The sequence below is a fragment of the uncultured Campylobacter sp. genome (assembly GCF_938045205.1).
Lineage (GTDB): Bacteria > Campylobacterota > Campylobacteria > Campylobacterales > Campylobacteraceae > Campylobacter_B.
The window spans coordinates 1-16,991 of sequence record NZ_CALIMY010000009.1 but is presented as its reverse complement, the minus strand read 5'-3'; the positions used below and the strand labels follow the sequence as shown (position 1 = coordinate 16,991).

The following is a 16,991-nucleotide window of genomic DNA, read 5'->3' as shown; positions in this document are numbered from 1 at the left end:
GGGCTTTATTCGCATCTGGGGCTTTTGTATCTAAGCGCGGGTAACGGCGCGAGGGCGAGAGAGAACTTTGAAAAAGAAGCTCAGGCTTTCCCTGAATCAAAGCCGTTTTTGACCTTCGTTACAAACCCCGCCGCGCTTAAAAAAGCGGAGGCTGCGGCCAAGTCCGGCGCTGATAAAGCTCAAGGATCAAGCGGACGCGAAGCCACCAAAGCGGTCTCTGCGAAGCAAGGCAAAGCTGCCGCGAAGCAGGGCGGCAAAACGAATAAAAAGGCTAAAAAATGAAAAATAAAGCTCAAATAGCGATTTTTAGCGTATTCGTGGCGCTGTTTTTTAACGCGTGCGCTCTAAGCGAGCCTGAAATTTACGATTACTCGGCGCTTCAGCAGGCTAAGCCGCGATCGATTTTGGTGCTGATGCCGAGCAACGAAACTACCGAAGTGGATGCAGGCGCTGCCGTGCTTGCTCATGCGATCTATCCGCTAAGCGAAGCGGGGTATTATGTATTTTCGCCCGCGCTCGTGCATGAGACCTTCAAAAATAACGGAATTTACGAAGCGAGCGAGATCCAAAACGTCTCCGCGCACAAGCTAAGGCAAATTTTCGGCGCAGATGCCGTGCTATACATGGACGTCGTCAAATATGGCACTTCGTATATGCTGCTAAATAGCGTAAGCGTCGTGGCGGTCAATGCCAAGCTCGTGGATCTGCGAAGCGGCGCGACGCTCTGGGAGGGCTCGGCGCAGGTAAGCGACGACTCAAGCAGAGGTAGTAGCGATCTTGTAGGCATGCTGATCTCCGCGGTCGTCAAGCAGATCGGCGATACCGTCTCTGACGCGGGATACAAGCTCTCTGCGAGCGCAGATGTGATGCTGCTGGGCCAAAACTGCAACAACTGCTTGCTTTACGGCCCGTATTCGCCGCACTATGGCCAGGATAGGCAGCTTGGCGGCGGCAAATAATTTTAAAAAGGACGAAAATGAAACTGGCCGAGGCGCTGATACTGCGCGCTGATATACAAAAACGCATTGAGCAGCTAAAATCAAGGCTCGCGGACAACGCGAAGGTGCAAGAGGGCGATAAACCCAGCGAAGAGCCAAAGGCGCTATTAGCCGAGCTAGACGCGCTTACAGGCGAGCTTGAGCGGCTAATCGTTCGGATAAATTTAACCAACTGCACCGCAAAAGCGGACGGCAAGAGCCTAACCGAGCTAATCGCCAAGCGCGACGTACTCACGCTAAAAGCGGGCGCGCTGCGGGCTTCCGCGCAAGCTTCCGCGCAAAAAGTGGAAATTTATTCGCGTAGCGAGATTAAAATTTTAAGCACGGTCGACGTCGCGGCGCTGCAAAAGCAAGCGGACGAGATGGCCAAGCAGATCAGGCAGCTTGATACGACGCTGCAAGGCGCGAACTGGCAGACCGAGCTGACCAACTAAAGCGTCAAATTTAGCGGCGAAATTTGAAAGAATTTCGCGAAAATTAAAATTTCGGGTAAGTATCGCAAGAGGCGAGTACGAAACTCACCTGTGAAGCAGGTTTATGGCAGCGCTCGCGGAAACGGGCGCACCCCTTTTACGATTTATTTTCAGTAAATTTACAAGGGCAATGTAACTACGCAATGTAACTACCGCGTACTGATCTAGCGATACCGAGGGCGGGAACGGGGAAATTTGAAACGAAATTTTGATTTTAACGGCGCGGCTTGCGGGCTCACGGCAAAATTTGGCGGCGATTTGGATGGGTTTGACGCTCAAATTTTGCGTTAAATTAAGGCGCGCTTACGTTTTGCATTTTGACCGCTGAATGTCAAATTTTACAAAAAATCATAAAATTTAGCCAAATTTAAAGGATGAAATTTGAAATTTAAAACCCTTGCATTAGCGGTCGCGTTTTGCTTTGCGACAGGCGTAAATGCGGAGCTCGCGACAGAAGCGAATTCCATAAATTTTAAAGAAACGAGCGGCGCGGAACAAAATCTCGCGGACGCAAAAGACGCCAAATTTCAAAACGCGCATTTTAAAAACGCAGATACCGCGGCGCACAGCACAAACTCATCGCAAAAAGTAACCCTCATCGACGAAGCGAAAAATTTCTACCGCGTGGACGAGCTGCTGTTTCGCAGCGCTCAGCTTGACGGAAGCTACGCCGCAAAGCTGCACGAGCTTGGCATAAAAAGCATCGTAAATCTGCGCCATTTTAGCAGAGGCGGCGACAAAAGGGCGTTGGGAGATCAATTTTGGCTCCCGAACAAGCCGCTTCAAAGCTGGGAGATAAAGCCCGCGCAGATCGCGGACGTCTTGCGCACCATTCGCGAGCGCCAAAAGGAGGGCGCCGTGCTCGTGCACTGCTATCACGGAGCCGATCGCACGGGGCTTGTGGTGGCGATGTACCGCGTGATCTATCAAGGTTGGAGCCTGGATGCCGCGCGCAGCGAGATGATAGACGGCGGATACGGCTTTCACTCGATGTGGCAGGATATCGCGGGCTTTTTGACGCCGCAAAACGAAGCGCTCGTAAGAGCCGAGCTTGGAATTTAGACGAAATTCTATTTTCCCGTCCGCTCGCTCAAACGGCGGCGAAATTTACAAATTTAACGTTGTTTCAAAAATCTAAATTTGATAGCGGCGCCACATTGGTGAGTTTGGTTTTGAACGCGCTAAATTTAAAAACGGCAAAATAGAGCTTATAACGAAATTTTAGAATACGGGCTATATTTTCCTAGTGCGAACTCGGGATACACCAAAATAGGGGCGAAAAACGAGCTGCAAAGACGCGCGGAATTTGAGCAAAAATTTGAGGCATGTAAGCAAAAGACGCGGGAAATTTTAAATTTATAGGTATCGCTAAAATTTTACTCTTTGCGGCGAGCTAAATTTAAAACCGTAAATTTTTACAAAAAAACAAAGGGACCTTAAAATAGTAAAATTTAAGTCGTAAAATTTTACGCATTTTTCTACTGAAAATTCTCATACTCTTTTTCAAATATGCGTTCACGCCGCCGCGCGTGTATCACAACCAAAATCGGCTAAATTTTAAGAGCCCGATTTGCGCTTGCGGCGACTGAGCGCGTTAAACGTCCGCAAATATCAGACAAAATATCCGTAAATTTAGCCGAAATAAAGTAAAATTTGAAGGATAAATTCAGCAAAAGGAGCGATTGTGGAAAATTTATTACTAGCGCAGCTGCGCGAGGCGCTACCGCAGGGCATGCGCGTGCCAAGCGAGCTTGAGTCGCTTTATGCGTGGATCGAGGCGAATGGCTTTTATGACGACGCAGGCGGGTGCAGACGCGGCTATCTCTACCCGCAGGATCGGCTGCAGCAGAGCTGGAGCGACGATGAGCGCGAGGGCGGCACGGACATCGTATTTTTCACGGATGAGCCGAAAAATCGCGACGAGGAGCTAGGGTATTGGTTTTACGGCGAGGATCGCGAGCTTGCCGCGGAGATCAAGCAGAGGCTTTGCGTGTTCGCAGGCAGCGGCTCGGAGGGCTCGATGTGCGCGCTGTGGCTGGACGATGCGGGCGAGACGAAGATCGTGCATATGGGCTCCGGCTCGGGTTCGACCATGACCTGCGTTTTGGCTCATAGCGGGCTAGATTTTTTGCGATTGCTCGCGATCGGTTACGATGAGATCTGCTGGGATGAGGATTTTAGCGCGCCGCCAAACAGCGAGGAGGACGATTTTTTCGTGCATCCAAACGTAAAATTTCAGAAGTGGCTCAAGGACGCGTTTAAAACGACGATCCCGCAAACTGCGCTTGAACTCGTCACGCCCGCGCATATGGACGACGAGAAGCCGAGCGACGAGTTTTTGATCTGGGTAAATCACGTCGCAGAGTAAAATTTAAAGCGGCTTTTGCGACTCTTGATGAAGCGTTGTGGGCTTTATTTTCGCAAGAAACCTTGAAATTTAAGCTTTTGCTGACTAATTTAAAGAGCGTAAATTTAATGGATATCTTTTGATTAAAATTTGGCGGCGGTATCCATATATAAAAGCATTAATCATCTATTACTACTTCTACTGCTCTTAAAATTTTTAATAAATTTGCTCGATAGAATTTAACTCTTTTACAATGTAACGGAGAAATTTCGTAGTGATCTGAAATACGGGTGCGATGTAAGTTGCTATGTCTTTAGGAATCCAAATAAAATTTAGCTAAATTCCGCGTGGATGAGCTGATGATATATCAAACACATGGAGGTTCTGTCGGTTTAGCAAAGAACTATTGAGACTAAATTCTAAAGCAGAAAAAACAAGGCTAAAAGCTTTTCGGTAGTTTTGGCGATAGGTTGTATTTAAATGTCGTATCAGAGAAAATTGCAATGGCAGCGTGTGCAGGCAGCGCGCGCAGAGCAAAAAATGGTGCGCATCAGTATCGGCGTAGCGTTTTTAGGCTTCGTATGAAAGATCGCATCCAAACGATCCTGCTGTCAAATATCCGCATAAATTACGGCGGATTTTTATCAAGGGCATGAGGGGGGCGAGCTACAGGCATATCCAGCAAATACGTCTTTGCAGCTAGCTGCATGCGGGCATTTAAAAGACGAAAAGTAAAAGCGAACAAGTTAAAATCTGAAAGTATTAATAGCCGCGCAATAGGCAAATTGCGCTCAGTGGCGAAGTGAGCGCAAACTTTTGGCAGCTTTAAGCTATTTGCACGCGCGCAGGGTGGCAGGCGCTACTTTACTTTAAATCTCTTTTTGGATCTTGGGTTTTACACGCGCAGAGTAGCAAGCGCTAAGCAGCTCGGCGCGGAGGTATCTTATTTTGCACCACTTTCGCAGTAGCTCTCTTTTATACCTGCCAGCTGACACGCTTTCTAGCAATATGATTAATGCTGTTTTAGCATTGATGAGGATGAGCTTGGTGAGTGCAATACAAGCCCGGTAGCGTATAGTGAACGCACGACTTTACGAGTTTAATATAATTTTAACGGAGAGTTTGAAGCAGTAGCTACGACGGGGCATGCATAGTTTTTTAGCGCCTTGTGGAAATTTAAGACGAGTATTATTGCGAGCGGGTGCAAATTTTTAGGTAAAATTCTACGCTCATTGATTTTATATGGCTGCACTAAAGCATGCTTCATACAGAAAAATTTCGTATAAATTTTTAACGTAAACTTTGCCCATTTAGGGGGAGAGGAGAAGGGAATAAAATTTTACGATCAAAAGGGTGGGGGATTATTCAGCAGGCTGCGTGTGCAACGCAAAAATAGCGATCCAAGAAGCGTGCCAAGCAGTACGGATGAAACGAGACGATCTTCATCCGCCACTTTTTAAAATAAAATTTCGCGACTAAAATGCGATTTTGCCTTTGTAAATTTTAAAATTTTGCTAAAAATTCTTCGTATTTTTCTGCACTTTTTGTGATATATTCGCTATCTGGATGAAATGAAAATCCATAGCCAAAGTGGCACGGCAGCAGTTTAGCACCCGTAAAATTCATCGCGCATTTAAAAGGCGTGATAACTTCTTCTATGCCAAATCCGATCGTGCCGTCTTTTTTATAATTGTTTTGCTCGTCGCCTATAGTGATCGCTAGGGCGAATTCTTTGCCTTTCAGCCTGCCGCCGGTGCTGCCGTAAGCCCAGCCGTAGGCAAATACATCGTCGAACCATTGCTTTAAAAGCGGCGGATAGCTGTACCAATAAAGTGGAAACTGAATGATAATTTTATCGTGGCTTAAAAGTAACTCCTGCTCGCGCGCAACATCGATTTTGCCGTTCGGATAAGCAGCGTAAATTTCGTGAATATCAAATTTATCCGCTTGCTTTTTGGCTACCTCGCGCCACGCCTTGTTTGCGTGTGAACTTGCCATATCTGGATGAGCGATGATGATGAGGTTTTTCATATTTTATCCTTGTTTTAAATTTCTTACATTATATGTTTTTTTGGCTGAAATTTTGATTTACTATTCAGATACTTATATTATGAAGGATCTAAAATTTATATACGAAATGCGATAAGCTTTGTAATCGTAAAATTTTATCAGAATTAAATTTTTTACATAAATTTTATCTGCGAGATTTCATTTAAATTTATAAGTAGATTTTGACCTTAGCCATATTGGAGTGACAATAGGGATAAAATTTGGTCTATGCGAGACTTTACTTATCAACAAAATTTAAGTTTAAGTAGATACTCTGGATGGGATATTTGCGTCATTGCTTTTAGGTAAATTTCAATATTAGTGTTTAAGTCTTAAGCGAATTAATAAAGCCGAGAGCGAGTCTCGGCTAAATTTTACAATAAAATCGGTGCTATTAGAAAGCCGAGCGCTACTGAAAACGCTATAGCTAAAACACCTGGTAGGAAAAAGGAGTGGTTGAATATATATTTACCTATCCTAGTAGTTCCGGTATCATCCATCTGAACAGCTCCAAGTAAGGTCGGATACGTAGGAAGCACGAATAGTGCGGAAACTGCAGCGAACGATGCGACTAAGATATATGCGTCTCCGTTATTTGTAGCAGTTAGTCCAAGCGCAGCAATAACCGTAGGTATAAGCGCTTTTGCAGTAGCGGCTTGAGAGTAAAGAAGCATACTCGCAAAAAATAACGCTATAGCTAGCATAAATGGATAGTCTTTGACAAAATCACCAGCAAAATTTTTGATAGCATCGGTATGATTTACCACAAAAGTATCACCTAGCCACGCTACGCCGAGTACGCATACGCACGCCGTCATACCACTTTTAAACGTGGCGGTATTAAATAGCTTATCGACTTTGACGCCACAACTTACCGTTATTAGAGTAGCGATGACTAACATGAAACTCATAATAGCGTTATCTCTAGTTAGCACTAATACTTTAGTAGGTTTATCGGTATTTTCTACGTATTTTACATTGGTAGTTGAGTCGGTTTTGACTTTTATGTTTTTTGCGACTAGTTCGTTAAATTTATCGGGATCTTTGCTTTCATAGATTTTTTCGTAGCCTGTCACGTAACTTGGTTTTATCCAGCCTACATTTTTGCTAATAGCCGTAGCGTATAAAACGACGGCGATAACACCGATCAAAAATATCAATACCGATCTTTTGGCTCCTGCAGGAAGTTCTTTATTTTCTTCCGTTTTAACCTCTTTTATCAAGCCCTCTTTAAGCCTTCTTTGATATTCTGGGTCGCTACTTAGATCGAGATTATAAAATAAATTTATAACAAGAGCCGTAAGCATACAACCGATAAAGGTCGTAGGTATCCAAATAGCAAGTAATAATGGATAGCTAATGCCTAATCCGCCTAAAGCATGCTCGCCTGCCATAAATACAACCGCCGCTGAAACGGGGCTAGCAGTAATGGCTATCTGGCTAGCGACGACGGCTATACTAAGAGGTGCACTAGGCTTAATATTTTGAGTCTTTGCTACCTCTGTAATGACAGGTATCATAGAAAACGCCGTATGTCCCGTCCCTGCAAATACCGTAAGCAAATATGTAACTATCGGAGCTAAGAAATTTATATATTTTGGGTGTTTTCTTAGTATTCCTTCGGCTATTTGTACCAAATAATCGAGTCCTCCTGCTACTTGCATAGCCGTAATAGCGGCGATAACAGACATAATGATTAAAATGACGTCCCATGGTATACTGCCTGCTTTTAGACCAAGCCCCAACGTAAGAATGACGACGCCAAGACCGCCTGCATAGCCTATAGCCATACCACCTAGTCTAACACCCAAAAATATCGCACCGAAGAGTACGATCAATTGCAATATCAATGAAATGTCCATTGCAAAACTCCTTATAAAGTAATTTTTTTAACGGCGCGCAGAATTCTAAAGATTTCAGCAGGTAAAATCCGAATTATCTTTATAATTCAGTGGTCGGAATTCTATGCGGAATTTTATCCTAAAATTTCGCAAGTGGAATTTTACTCCACGGAAGCTAAATCTAACTTGATGAAATTCTGCATCTACGGAATTCTGCACGATCAATCTTATCTATTTAGAATTCTACTTTGCGGAATTTCGCCTATTAAATTAACCGACGAAATTCCGCGCCGCACCTAGTTTGGAACTATTTTTTGCTCATATGTGGGTTGAGCATAGATTTAGGCTCTAGGATCTTATCGATCTCCTCTTTTTTCAAATATCCGCGCTCTAGGCAGATTTCACCGACGGATTTTCCGGTCTGAAGTGCCTCTTTGGCGATACTTGCGGATTTTTCGTAACCGATGTAAGGATTAAACGCTGTAACGATACCGACGGAATTTAACACCGATTTTAGGCAAGCTTCAGGGTTTGCTTTTAGATGTTTGATAGCTTTTTCGGCTAGCGTATTCATCGCATTTTCCAAAAGCACGATCGAGTTAAATAACGCATATGCGATGCCAGGCTCAAACGCATTTAGCTCAAATTCTCCGCGCTCGGAGCAAAGCATAATCGTAACATCGTTGCCTATAACCTCGTAGCAAGCCTCGCCTACGACCTCGGCGATGACCGGATTTACTTTTCCAGGCATGATGGAACTGCCCGGTTGCATCTTAGGAAGCTCGATTTCGCCCAGGCCGCATCTAGGACCGGAGTTCATAAGACGTAGGTCGTTTGCGATTTTGCTTAGGCGGACGGCTGCTGTTTTTAACGCGCCGCTAACGTGAACGAAATCGGCGGTGTCTTGTGTAGCGGCGATGAAATCCTCTGCAGCTTTAAATTTAACGCCGGTGATTTCACCCAGTTTTTTCTCGACTACGTTTTTGTAATCAGGGTGGCAGTTGATACCTGTGCCGATCGCCGTAGCGCCCATATTTAGGTAAGTCATCGACTCTCTAGCAGCTTTGATAAGTGCGATATCGGTTTTGATGTAGGTAGCAAAAGCGTTGAAAGTGTTTCCAAGAGTAGTAGGAACGGCATCCTCAAGCTCCGTCCTTCCCATTTTGATGACATCTTTGTATTCTTTGGCTTTAACTTCAAGCTCTTTTTTCAAATTTTCCATAGCTTTTAGTAGATCGGTTAGCTTGGCGTAAGCGGCGACTTTGATCGAGCTAGGGTAGGTATCGTTGGTGCTTTGACCCAAATTTGTGTGGTCGTTTGGATGGAGGTATTGGTATTCACCCTTTTTATGTCCCATGCTCTCCAAAGCTATATTAGTAATGACCTCGTTGGTATTCATATTCGTTGAAGTTCCGGCGCCGCCTTGGATCATATCGACTACGAATTGATCTCTGAACTCTCCTGCGATGAGCCTGTCGCAAGCTTTTGCAATCGCATCGGCTTTTTGTGCGTCTAGGACGCCGACCTCTTTATTGGCTAGCGCAGCTGCTTTTTTGATTTGTGCAAATGCTTTGATAAAAAACGGATAGTCTTTGAGCGCTCGTCCGCTTAGATGGAAGTTCTCTAGTGCCCTAAATGTTTGCACACCGTAGTAAAAATCGTCGGAAATTTCTAATTCCCCGATGAAATCGTGTTCTTTTCTGGTCTTTGCCATAATAAGTCCTTTCGTTGAAATTGTTAATGGAATTTTAAAGCTTTTAGTATTAAAAGCAGCTTAAAACGTAACGAAAAATTAAAATTTAGAAATTAGTGTGATTGTTTAAGGCTTTAAATAGAATTTTACTTAAAAAATATTTTGGAATTCGCTACTAAGGCATAATTACACTTTAATAGAAATATCGTATTGCACGCAGATTATGAAAGTGAAATTATAAAAATTCTTGTTTAGCTTAAATTATAATTTGAAAAATTTGAAGTTAAAGGCGTTAAAATGGAATTTTTCATTGTATTTATATTTACTAGCATGGAGCTATTTTTTGCGTTTTATAAAATAAATATATAGGAGCGAGATTATAATGACGACAGCGAACAGAGCGATCGTAATTAGATGCAGATCTTGCTTGATTAGCTCCTCGTTTTCGCCGATGAAATATCCCAAGCTCATAAGTATTAATGTCCAAATCGCAGCCCCAAGCCCAGTAAATAGCACGAAGCGTGCGACATTCATCTTTGCAAGGCCCGCAGGAAGGCTGATGTATTGACGAATACCTGGGATTAGGCGGCAGTTAAACGTTGAAATTTCGCCATGGCAGTTAAAAAACGCTTCAAATTTTACAAATTTCTCCTCGGTGATACCTACGTATTTGCCGTATTTAGCGATAATCTTACGTCCAAAAAAGTAGCATAGATAGTAATTAAACAGCGCGCCGGTGATGCTGCCGCCAAGCCCACAAACAAATGCTATAACAAAGCTCATCTGCGATTTTGAGGCCAGATAACCCGCAGGGATCATCACGACTTCACTTGGGAAAGGAAAGAAGCTGCTTTCTAAAAACATCATCACAAAAATGCCAAGGTATCCCCAACCCGCGACAAATTCTACGATAAAATTTACGATATTAGAAAGCATTTGAATTCCTTGATTTAATGTAAAAAACCGGCTGCGCTTAAAATTCCGCAAAATTTAACATCGGCAGAGCGAATAAATTTAGAATTTAACAATCCGACGATATAAGAGTGATCTTAAAATTTCACAAAATTTAGCGTATATAAAATAAAGGCGCGGGCTAAATTTTATCCCTGCAAGTTGCCGCTGCAGCGAACTTGCATATAAATTTAATAGCCTCGCGCCTTAAAATTAAAACTATTTTGCGTATTCGATGTTTAGTTTGCCGAATAGCTCATTAGCCTTGTCATCGATTTTTTTGTTTACTTTGCTTGGAAGTAGCTGATTTTTGATGAGATCTTTTACCTTTTCAAACGGCATAGTCTCGGCTTTTTTGCTGCTTTCTTTGTAGATTACATGATATCCGAATTGTGTCTTTACCGGCGTTTTGCTCATCTCACCATCTTTTAGTGCAAACGCTGCTTTTTCAAACTCCGGCACCATCATCCCTTTGCCAAAAGAGCCTAAATCGCCACCGTTTTCTTTCGCACTTGGATCGATTGAAATTTCTTTGGCTAGCTTATTAAATTCCTCTTTTAAATTCTCTTTTTTGACTTTTGATAGCTTCGCAATCGCGTTTTTAGCAGCCTTTTCGTCTGCTACTAAGATATGACTTGCGGTAACGGAATCTGGTTGCATGAAATTCTGTTTATTTTCATCATAAATTTTTTTAGCTTCCTCGTCGCTGACGCTTACGTCTTTAGCCTGTTCGCGTTGCCATAGATTAAATGCGATGCCATCTTTAGCAAGCTCTAGCTGATGTTTATATTCGTCGCTGTTTTCAATACCTGATTTTTTCGCCTCTGCGATTAGAAGTTTGTATTTGATCAGATCGTCGATTAGTTTTTTCTTCTCATCGGCGGTTGGTTCCTGTCCGCCGTGCTGCATACCTTGAGCCAAAAACGGTGCAACATCCTCATCCGTAATAGTGATATTCGCGTCTTTTGCAGTAGCCAAAACGCCTGCATTAAGCGAAGATATAGCCATAGTGGCAACAAAGCTGAAAGATAAAATTCTTTTCATTATTTTTCCTTTATTCGGTAAATTTCGCGCAATTATAAAAAAAGATAGTAAATAAAATAGCGAATGTCAGCAAATTCGGCGCGAATCCTGCGCCGAATTTTAAAAAGAGGAGGAGTTAAAACGATGGAATGATTGCGCCTTTATATTGCGTCTCGATAAACTTTTTCACTTTCTCGCTTTGAATCGCTTTATCTAGCGCCTTGATTTTAGGGCTGTTTTCGTTGCCTTCTTTAACGCTAATGACATTTGTGTAAGGGTTGCCCTCAGCCTTTTCTAAAAATAGCGAATCTTTGATCGGGTTTAAATTTGCGTTAAAGGCAAAATTTGAGTTGATAACCGCAATATCTACATCGCCCAGGGTGCGTGGAAGCGCGGCGCCTTCAAGCTCTAAAATTTCTAAATTTTTAGGATTTTTCGTGACATCTAACGGCGTGCGAAGCTTGGCGTTTTGATCAACTTCGATGAGCCCCGCGGCTACGAGCAGATCAAGAGCACGACTTTCGTTGGTCGGATCGTTTGGCACGGCAACTTTGGCGCCGTTTTTAAGATCTTTTAAATTTTTAATCTTATGGCTGTAGATGCCCATCGGCTCTAAATGCACGCCCACGGTCGCTTTTAACTTTGTGCCTTTATTAGCGTTAAATTCCTCCATATACGGCACGTGCTGGAAAAATCCGGCATCTACGTCGCCGCTATCGGTAGCGAGGTTTGGGGTTACGTAGTCATTGAAAACCTTGACCTCAAGATCGTAGCCTTGGGCTTTTAGATCAGGCTTGATCTGCTCTAAAATTTCGGCATGCGGTATCGGAGTAGCGGCGACTACGATTTTTTCGGCAAGAGCGAAGCTGACGACGCTGGCGCTAAGAAGCGAAGCGAGAAGAAATTTCTTCATATTTAATCCTTTTGGTTAAAATTTCGCGGTATTATAGCAGGTAGAATTTTTAATGTCAAGTGTTTTTATATGATTTTTTAAAATTTTATCTAAAATATTCTAAAATTCGATATTTTTATATATATTTAAATACTACATTTTATTGTATAATGCAGAATTGGCACGCTTTAATGAGCGCTTTACATAAATTCCGCTAAAATCGCAAAATTTAAAATTTTAAAAAAGGGCTGAAAATGGCAGATTTTTACGACGCGAAAGCCGTAGAGGAGAGCTTTTATAAAATTTGGGAGCAGCGCGGCTACTTTGAGATCGATGGAAATAAAGATATCCAGCAAAAAGGCAAAAACTTTTGCATTATGATGCCCCCTCCCAACGTCACCGGAGTGCTTCATATAGGGCATTCGCTCACTTTTACTCTACAAGACATAATGACGCGATACAAGCGAATGGACGGTTACAAAACGCTGTGGCAGCCGGGGCTTGATCACGCAGGTATCGCGACGCAAAACGTCGTCGAGCGAGAGCTTTTGGCGCAAGGGATCAAAAAAGAAGAGATAGGGCGCGAGGAGTTTTTAAAGCACGTTTGGCACTGGAAGGAGCAAAGCGGCGGGCAGATCGTAAAGCAGATGAAGCGCCTTGGCGTCACGCCTGCGTGGAGCAGACAGCGATTTACGATGGATGAAGGGCTTAAAAACGCCGTGCGCAAAGCCTTCGTAAACTTATATGACGCGGGGCTCATCGTGCGCGGAAACTACATGGTAAACTGGTGCACGCACGACGGCGCACTAAGCGACGTAGAGGTCGAGCACAAGGAAAACAAGGGCAAGCTTTATCATTTGCGCTATTACTTCGCGGACGGACAAAATTTATCAAATTTAAACGGATGCCGAGCGTCAAATTTAAATAAGAATTCTTTTTCAAATTTAACTCAAAATGACGAGGCAAAGTATCGCGATGAAGATTTGCAGGTTGTGCAGAATTTTGCGAGTGCAGATAGAACAAATAGTTCATCAAGCGAGCAAAATTCAAACTCTTGCAAAGATTCGAGCGAGATGAGCCGCAACTACATTGTTGTCGCGACGACGCGCCCCGAAACCTACTTCGGCGACACCGCCGTCATGGTAAATCCTGCGGACGAGCGCTATAAAAATTTAATCGGCAAAAAAGTCGTGCTGCCGCTAATTGGCCGCGAGATAGAGATCATCGCCGACGAATACGTCGATATGAGCTTCGGAACGGGCGCCGTAAAGGTCACGCCCGCGCACGATACCAACGACTACGAGGTCGGCAAGCGCCACGAGCTGGGCTTTATCACGGTATTTGACGAAAAAGGAATTTTAAATGAGCAGTGCGGCAAATTTCAAGGCCTAGAGCGGCTTGCCGCGCGCGAGCAGATCGTAGCGGAGCTTGAGAGGCTGGGTTTTATCGAAAAAATAGAGGATTACGAAAATCAAGTCGGCTACTGCTACCGCTGCAAAAACGTCGTCGAGCCGTACATCTCGCAGCAGTGGTTCGTCCGCGCGGATATCGCAAAAGAAGCGATCGCCAGAGTAAATGCGGGCGAGGCGGAATTTTTCCCGAAGCACTGGATCAATAGCTTCAACGCCTGGATGCGCGAGCTGAAGGACTGGTGCATCAGCCGCCAGCTGTGGTGGGGGCATAGAATTCCCGTGTTTTACTGCGACTGCGGCCATCAGTGGGCGGAAGAGCGAGAGAGCCCCGATGTCTGCCCAAAATGCGGCGGCAAAAATTTTACTCAAGATCCCGACGTGCTCGATACGTGGTTTTCAAGCGGTCTTTGGCCGATCAGTACGCTTGGCTGGGGTAACGGCGAGGCGCTGAAAAACGAGAAGTGGTTTGAGGAGGATTTGAGCGAATTTTATCCAAATACCATGCTGATTACGGGCTTTGACATTTTGTTTTTCTGGGTCGCGCGCATGATGTTTCAGTGCCAAAACGCCATGGGAGAGCTGCCGTTTCACGACATCTACCTGCATGCTCTGGTTAAGGACAAAGACGGCAAAAAGATGAGTAAATCGAGCAAAAACGTAGTCGATCCGCTGCTAAAAATCGATGAATTTAGCGCCGATATTTTGCGCTTTACGCTTACGATTTTGTGCGTGCAGGGGCGCGATCTGCGCCTTAGCGACGATAAGCTTTTGATATATCGAAATTTTACGAATAAGCTTTATAACGCGAGCAAATTTTTGCTTTTAAACGCCTCTAAATTTGACGATTTGGACGCGGCGCGGATCAAAACGAGCCTCGGCAAATATATGCTTTCGCGCTTTAACTGCTGCGTAAATTCCGTGCGCGAGAGCCTAGATACTTACCGCTTCAACGACGCTGCGACCGAGCTTTATAAGTTTTTTTGGGACGAGTTTTGCGATTGGGGCATCGAGCTTAGCAAGGCGGACAAGGCCGCGATCGGCGAGCTGGGGATGATTTTTAAAGAAGCGATGAAGCTGCTAAGCCCGTTTATGCCGTTTCTAAGCGAGTATCTGTATCAGGAGCTAAGCGGCACGAAGCTGCAAGACGCGCGCTCCATCATGGTGATGAGATACCCACATCCTGGCGAGCGCGACGAGCGGATCGAGGAGCTATTTTCGCTCGTTATCGAAGCGATCGTTAGCATTCGCCGCGCAAAGGCGACGATCGAGCTCGGCAATGCGCGCGTAGCCAAAGCCTACGTCAAATCCGCAGTCGATCTAAGCGCCGCCGCGGACTACATCAAAACGCTTGCCAAGGTCGATGAAGTGGAATTTACGCAGCAAAATATCGCAAATTCCGCCCGCGACGTAAGCGAGAGGCTAGAAACTTTCGTGCCGCTTGAAGGGGTCGATCTTAGCGGCGTGATTTCGCGTCTTAACGCGCAAAAAGCAAAGCTGCAAAAAGAGATCGAAAAGCTCTCAGGCATGCTAAATAACGAGAAATTCGTGGCCTCCGCCCCGCAAGCCGTGGTTGAAGCCAACCGCGAAGGGCTGCAAAGCGCGCAGGAGAAATTTGCCAAAGTATGTGACGAGCTAAAGGCGTTTGGCGAGTAGTCCGCTCGTTTGAGTCTAAATTTAAATCAAGGAGAAAAATATGTCAAAAGGTAGTATCGGTGGATTTACGTTAGGCACGGTCATAGCCGTCGCACTATCATGGGGAGTCAATAAAAGCATAATGTGGGCGATAATTCACGGATTTTTAAGTTGGTTATATGTGATTTATTATTTCCTACTGAGGTAAAATTTCATCGGCGGCGCTCCGTTTTACGCGCTAAATTTTAAAATTTGAAGGATAAAAAATGAGCGAAAAAATAAAAATAGCGGTTTTGGGATATGGAAATTTGGGTCGCGGCGTAGAGCTTGCCGCGCGAAATAGCAAGGATTTGCAGCTTTCGGCGGTGTTTTCTCGCCGCGAGCCGCGCAGCGTGCAAACGTGCGGCGCGCCCGTGTTTAGCGCGGATGAAATTTTATCGCACAAGGGCGAATTTGACGTTTTAGTTCTTTGCGGCGGTAGCGCGACGGATCTGCCGACGCAGACGCCCGAGTTTGCGCAGAGCTTTAACGTCGTAGATAGCTTCGATACGCACGCAAAAATACCTGAGCACTTCGCCGCGGTAGACGCCGCCGCCAAAGCGGGCGGAAAAGTTGGTATCATCGCCGTAGGCTGGGATCCGGGACTGTTTTCGCTAAATAGGCTATTTGGCGAGAGCGTGCTAGAAAATGGCAGCAGTTATACGTTTTGGGGTAAAGGCGTGAGCCAAGGCCACTCCGACGCTATCCGCAGAATCGAGGGCGTCGTGGATGCGCGCCAATACACCGTGCCGATAGAAAGCGCCTTGGAACGAGTTCGCGCTGGCGAAAACCCGAAACTTAGCACGCGCGAAAAGCACCTGCGCGAGTGCTACGTCGTAGCCGAGGACGGCACCGATAAAGCGCGCATAGAAAAAGAGATAAAAACGATGCCAAACTACTTCGCCGACTACGACACGAGCGTGCATTTTATCGATATTGCGACGCTTAAAAAAGAGCACGGCGGCATCCCTCACGGAGGATTTGTTCTGCGAAGCGGAGCGACTGGCGAGAGCGGCGAAAATAAGCACTTGATCGAGTTTTCGCTAAAGCTTGATTCAAATCCAGAATTTACCGCAAGCGTGCTCGTAGCCTACGCCCGCGCGGCGTATCGTCTGGCACAAAGGGGCGAGCGCGGCGCATTTAGCGTATTTGACATCGCTCCGGCGCTTCTTTCGCCAAAGAGCGCAGATGAGCTAAGGCGCGAAATTTTATAAATTTCTGGGGCGTTTCGGCGGAATTATGAACGAGGAAATCTGAGTGATAAAGATAGAAAATTTAAAGAAATTTTACGGAAAAACCTGCGTGATCGACGATGTGAGCCTGGAGGTGAAACAGGGCGAAATTTTTGCCATCGTCGGTCGCAGCGGCGCGGGTAAAAGCACTCTGCTGCGCTGCATAAACGGTCTTGAGGACTATCAAGAAGGAAGCCTTAAGGTAGAGGGCAGGGAGGTAAGAGAGCTAAGCGGCGCTCAGATCCGCGAGTTGCGCAAAAATATCGGTATGATTTTTCAGTACTTCGCGCTTATGAGCCGCCGCAGCGTCGCGCAAAACGTCGCCACGCCGTTAGCATTTTGGGGCTATTCGAATGATCACACGAAGCGCCGCGTCGCCGAGCTTTTGGAGCTCGTGGGGCTTGCAGAT

The 16,991-nt window shown here is 45.1% G+C and carries 15 protein-coding genes; 9 read left to right on the top strand and 6 right to left on the bottom strand.

Annotated features, from left to right (window positions below; translation table 11 throughout):
- The 5 genes from Q0198_RS00530 to Q0198_RS00510 form a co-directional block, all read left to right on the top strand.
- On the top strand, positions 1-282 hold a 282-nt coding region (locus Q0198_RS00530; RefSeq protein ID WP_297893790.1), incomplete at its 5' end, for a DUF4810 domain-containing protein.
- A complete protein-coding gene (locus tag Q0198_RS00525) occupies positions 279-959 on the top strand; it encodes a DUF799 domain-containing protein (protein ID WP_297893788.1) in 681 nt (226 codons plus the stop codon). The genes Q0198_RS00530 and Q0198_RS00525, both read left to right, overlap by 4 nt.
- A gap of 17 nt (positions 960-976) precedes the next feature.
- Positions 977-1,432 (top strand): DIP1984 family protein, encoded by a 456-nt coding sequence (locus tag Q0198_RS00520; protein ID WP_297893786.1) that lies wholly within the window; start codon positions 977-979, stop codon positions 1,430-1,432.
- 420 nt (positions 1,433-1,852) lie between these two features.
- Entirely contained in the window at positions 1,853-2,533 is a 681-nt protein-coding gene (locus Q0198_RS00515; RefSeq protein WP_297893783.1) for a tyrosine-protein phosphatase, read from the top strand.
- Positions 2,534-3,155: 622 nt separating this feature from the next.
- Positions 3,156-3,839 (top strand): SMI1/KNR4 family protein, encoded by a 684-nt coding sequence (locus Q0198_RS00510; protein WP_297893781.1) that lies wholly within the window; start codon positions 3,156-3,158, stop codon positions 3,837-3,839.
- Between the two features lie 1,482 nt (positions 3,840-5,321).
- Here the strand turns inward: Q0198_RS00510 and Q0198_RS00505 are convergent.
- From Q0198_RS00505 to Q0198_RS00480, 6 genes are all read right to left on the bottom strand, one after another.
- A complete protein-coding gene (locus tag Q0198_RS00505; protein ID WP_297893778.1) occupies positions 5,322-5,849 on the bottom strand; it encodes an NAD(P)H-dependent oxidoreductase in 528 nt (175 codons plus the stop codon).
- Between the two features lie 392 nt (positions 5,850-6,241).
- Positions 6,242-7,729, bottom strand: coding sequence for an anaerobic C4-dicarboxylate transporter (locus Q0198_RS00500; protein ID WP_297893776.1), 1,488 nt, complete (start codon positions 7,727-7,729; stop codon positions 6,242-6,244).
- 286 nt (positions 7,730-8,015) lie between these two features.
- Positions 8,016-9,422 (bottom strand): aspartate ammonia-lyase, encoded by a 1,407-nt coding sequence (locus tag Q0198_RS00495; protein ID WP_005870686.1) that lies wholly within the window; start codon positions 9,420-9,422, stop codon positions 8,016-8,018.
- Positions 9,423-9,737: 315 nt separating this feature from the next.
- Complete coding sequence (locus Q0198_RS00490) at positions 9,738-10,337, bottom strand: DedA family protein (RefSeq protein WP_297893772.1); 600 nt, start codon at positions 10,335-10,337, stop codon at positions 9,738-9,740.
- Positions 10,338-10,571: 234 nt separating this feature from the next.
- Positions 10,572-11,396, bottom strand: coding sequence for a peptidylprolyl isomerase (locus Q0198_RS00485; protein ID WP_297893769.1), 825 nt, complete (start codon positions 11,394-11,396; stop codon positions 10,572-10,574).
- A gap of 115 nt (positions 11,397-11,511) precedes the next feature.
- Positions 11,512-12,288 (bottom strand): MetQ/NlpA family ABC transporter substrate-binding protein, encoded by a 777-nt coding sequence (locus tag Q0198_RS00480; RefSeq protein ID WP_005870677.1) that lies wholly within the window; start codon positions 12,286-12,288, stop codon positions 11,512-11,514.
- Positions 12,289-12,521: 233 nt separating this feature from the next.
- On the opposite strand from Q0198_RS00480, the gene Q0198_RS00475 reads away from it, so the two are divergent.
- The 4 genes from Q0198_RS00475 to Q0198_RS00460 form a co-directional block, all read left to right on the top strand.
- Positions 12,522-15,332 (top strand): valine--tRNA ligase, encoded by a 2,811-nt coding sequence (locus Q0198_RS00475; RefSeq protein ID WP_297893765.1) that lies wholly within the window; start codon positions 12,522-12,524, stop codon positions 15,330-15,332.
- A 40-nt stretch (positions 15,333-15,372) separates the two neighbouring features.
- The gene (locus Q0198_RS00470) at positions 15,373-15,519 is read left to right on the top strand and encodes a hypothetical protein (RefSeq protein WP_297880516.1); all 147 of its coding nucleotides are present in this window, start codon (positions 15,373-15,375) and stop codon (positions 15,517-15,519) included.
- Positions 15,520-15,577: 58 nt separating this feature from the next.
- The gene (locus Q0198_RS00465) at positions 15,578-16,564 is read left to right on the top strand and encodes a diaminopimelate dehydrogenase (protein WP_297893762.1); all 987 of its coding nucleotides are present in this window, start codon (positions 15,578-15,580) and stop codon (positions 16,562-16,564) included.
- Positions 16,565-16,607: 43 nt separating this feature from the next.
- Positions 16,608-16,991: ATP-binding cassette domain-containing protein (locus Q0198_RS00460; RefSeq protein WP_297893759.1), on the top strand; the 384-nt coding region annotated here is incomplete at its 3' end.